We start from the raw sequence: 3,364 nt of genomic DNA on the forward strand, positions 1-3,364 counted from the left end.
AATTATGTGATCAGTTTATGATTAGAAGAAACTATGCGAAATCCTTTGATGGCTTTAAGAACAGAATATTATCTAAGATAATGGCACTGACTGTTATACAATGCATTAATAAACTAAACAATAGAAGTATTAACAACTTAAAAACTCGTATTGCTTAAATCCACCACGGGTTTAAACCTTTATAAAAAAGCACATACCCGTATTTTAATTTCTTATTGTGTCGTAAGTTTACTCCCATCAAAACTACCGGAAGAACACTAAGCTTAAGAGCTCAGTGAAAACAAATTCCATTGGATCAGGGCAAGCTATAGGATCTTTGCAACCTCCTGAGATAGCCATTCCAATAGTTCGGTATCCTCTTTTGTAAAAGGGTCAATACTATGACTGTCGATATCAATCTGACCGATATTCTTTGCATCCTTAAAAATAGGCACTACTATTTCGGCCTTGGTATCTAGAGAACATGCGAGATAATTTTCTTGTTCGGCTACATCTGGAACTACAAAAGTAGAGCCCGATACAGCCACCTGTCCACATATTCCTTTTCCAAATGGAATACGAGTATGATCGGTATGCTCTCCTACATAAGGCCCCAACATCAACTCTTCTTTTTCTCCATCGCGAAAATAAAACCCTATCCAGTTATAGTAAGAAATTTCCTGCGATAGGTATGCACAAATTTTTTGAAGTCTCTCTTGTATGCTAACCTCTTCTGCTAAGAGAGAAGAAAGTTTTTGTTTTAAGTCTATCATTAATTTTCAAAAGTTAGTTCTTTATATCCAAACATACCCCGCTCTTTAATAATATCGGCAACGCCATCAGGCAACTGGACCTCCCATCCCTGCTCGCATTTAGCAATGCTTTTGAGGATTTCTCTTGAATAGATTTCCAAATAATTCGGATTAAAATTACCAATATCTACAATGCGCTTATTCAGCTTGAAATACTTGTATAATTCTTTAAGATTCGGGTGTACTTTAAGATTTTCCGAATTGAGCAATTCTCCGGTGTTGGTATCTTTATAGGGATAAAGGTATACCCGCATTCCCTTTTTAAAGAACTTTCCAAAAGCCTCTAGAATTCCTCCTGGAAGAAGTTCGTAAAATTCTTCATCAAATACATCCAGTAAGTTGTTAACTCCCATAGCGACGCCAATTTTACCATTGGAGTAATTACTAAAGTAATCTACCATCCTATAGTATTCCGAGAAATTAGAAATCATAACATTATAGCCCAGTTTGGCTAATACATCCACTCGGTCTAAAAAATCTCGTTCATCTATATCTCCTGCTACCCGCAAATTAGAAATGGTAATTTCAAATAGCACTTCGGTATCCTCGATGGTGATATTATTATCTCCCAGAAACATTTTTAATCCGTTTTCAAACATATCGACATTCACCAAAGTTACAGGGCGAAAACTTCCCCTAACCGCAAATATATTATGCTTATATAAAATATCGGCAGGCAACATATTGCTGCCTTGGGAATTAAAAATCACCGCATCGGTCATTCCCATTTTAACCAGCTGGAGAGACATCAGCCTGTTGTCCACATAGGTAAATGCGGGACCGCTGAAGTCTATCATATCTATTTCTAATTTGTCTATGGCAATATCATCATATAGGGACTCTATTAACCGCCGCGGGTTATCGGAATATCTAAAAGCTCCATAGATTAGATTTACACCCAAACTACCCAATGTTTCCTGTTGAAGGGTAGCGTCTGTCTCTTTAAATCGAATGTGGATGACTATTTCGTTATAACTTTCATTCTCTGCCAACTGAAAACGTATACCTACCCACCCATGTCCCTGGTGTGTTTTATTGTAATTAATGGTGGTTACAGTATTGGCATAGGAGAAGAATTTGCGCCCCGGATTCTTTCCTCTATCTAAGCGCTCTTCGATAAGCGAAACTTCATACCTCAGCATTTTCCGGAGCCGATTTTGAGTTACATATCTGCTTTTAATCTCTTTTCCGTATACGGCATCGCTAAAATCCTTATCGTAAGCCGACATCGCTTTTGCTATGGTATGGGAGGCACCTCCAGCTCTAAAAAAATGCCGAACAGTTTCTTGTCCAGCACCTATTTCTGCAAAAGTTCCATATACAGAAGGATCTAAGTTGATGTTTAAAGCTTTTTGTTTAGGAGTAAGAATTTGCTTCACTAGAGACATTTATATTTTTTCGTAAATTTATCAAAAATAAATACGATATTCAAAAAATGCATCTTATTTTTTTAGGAACAGGGACCTCTCAGGGGGTACCCTATATCGGATGTGAGCATCCAGTCTGTTTATCTAAAAATCCTAAGGACAAAAGATTACGCTCTTCTATTTTAGTTACTACAGATAGTCATCATAGAATTCTCATTGATTGCGGTCCGGATTTTCGTCAGCAGATGCTCCTCCACCAGGAAAAACAAGTGGACGCCGTACTTCTCACTCATGAACATAATGATCACATTATCGGCCTAGACGATCTCAGACCCATTATTTTCCATAACAAAAAGAACATGCCTATTTACTGCAAACAAAGAACAGGAAATGAAATAAAAAATCGTTTCCCTTATGCTTTTTCGCAGAATAAATACCCTGGAGTTCCTTCTTTTGATATCCATATTCTGGAGAACCATGCTTTTTCTCTCTTTAATCTGGAGATTATGCCTATTGAAGTCATGCACTATAAGATTGATATCTTCGGTTATAAATTTAAAAATACCGCCTATATTACGGATGCCAGTGGGATATCGGATCAGGAGAAAATTAAATTAAAAAATCTGGATAACCTGATCATCAACTGCCTGAGAAAAGACAATCCCCATCTCTCGCATTTTATTTTGTCTCAAGTATTAAATTTGGTAGACGAATTAAAACCGAAAAAAACCTATCTCACCCATCTGAGTCATCAGATTGGGTTTCACGATGAAACCAACCAACAACTTCCAGATAACATACAATTGGCCTATGATGGATTAAAAATTAGTTTCTAAATCTTCACAAAAAATTTTCATAGGATCAAAAATATTTCTATATTTGCACTCACAATTTCGAGATGCCCAGATGGCGGAATTGGTAGACGCGTTGGTCTCAAACACCAATGCCGCGAGGCGTGCCGGTTCGATCCCGGCTCTGGGTACAAGACCGGAGAAAGGTGATAGTTCACTTTTTTTCCGGTTTTTTTATAACCCTTGTTAATTTGCAGGATATATAATCTGTAATAGCCCCGACTTAATCTGACGTTAAGTGTTAAAATAATTATCAGTTATTCAATATTATCCTTACTTCCAAAAGTAAGGATTTTTTGTTCCACTGCAAGAGTTTCCAATAATTTCTCTTTTGCAATAGGTTTACTATCCAAAA

3 protein-coding genes, 1 tRNA gene and 1 pseudogene are annotated in these 3,364 nt (G+C 37.0%); 3 read left to right on the forward strand and 2 right to left on the reverse strand.

All coding sequences use genetic code 11. The features are described from left to right. Positions 1-158 (forward strand): annotated as a pseudogene (locus GNY06_RS14450) (IS982 family transposase); the annotation flags it as partial. A gap of 147 nt (positions 159-305) precedes the next feature. Here GNY06_RS14450 and GNY06_RS13080 read toward each other — a convergent pair. Both GNY06_RS13080 and GNY06_RS13085 read right to left on the reverse strand, forming a co-directional pair. After that, on the reverse strand, positions 306-752 hold the full coding sequence (locus GNY06_RS13080) for a GAF domain-containing protein (RefSeq protein WP_166520497.1): 447 nt from the start codon (positions 750-752) through the stop codon (positions 306-308). Continuing rightward, positions 752-2,179 carry a TonB-dependent receptor gene (locus GNY06_RS13085; RefSeq protein WP_166520498.1) on the reverse strand — a complete coding sequence of 476 codons (1,428 nt, stop codon included), beginning with the start codon at positions 2,177-2,179 and terminating at the stop codon, positions 752-754. Before GNY06_RS13085 ends, GNY06_RS13080 begins: the two co-directional genes overlap by 1 nt. Positions 2,180-2,226: 47 nt before the next feature. Between GNY06_RS13085 and GNY06_RS13090 the strand changes: the two genes are divergently transcribed. Further along, complete coding sequence (locus tag GNY06_RS13090) at positions 2,227-2,994, forward strand: MBL fold metallo-hydrolase (protein ID WP_166520499.1); 768 nt, start codon at positions 2,227-2,229, stop codon at positions 2,992-2,994. Positions 2,995-3,058: 64 nt separating this feature from the next. Then, positions 3,059-3,140, forward strand: a tRNA-Leu gene (locus GNY06_RS13095). Positions 3,141-3,364: the final 224 nt, after the last annotated feature.

The organism is Elizabethkingia argenteiflava, from assembly GCF_009904105.1.
GTDB lineage: Bacteria > Bacteroidota > Bacteroidia > Flavobacteriales > Weeksellaceae > Elizabethkingia > Elizabethkingia argenteiflava.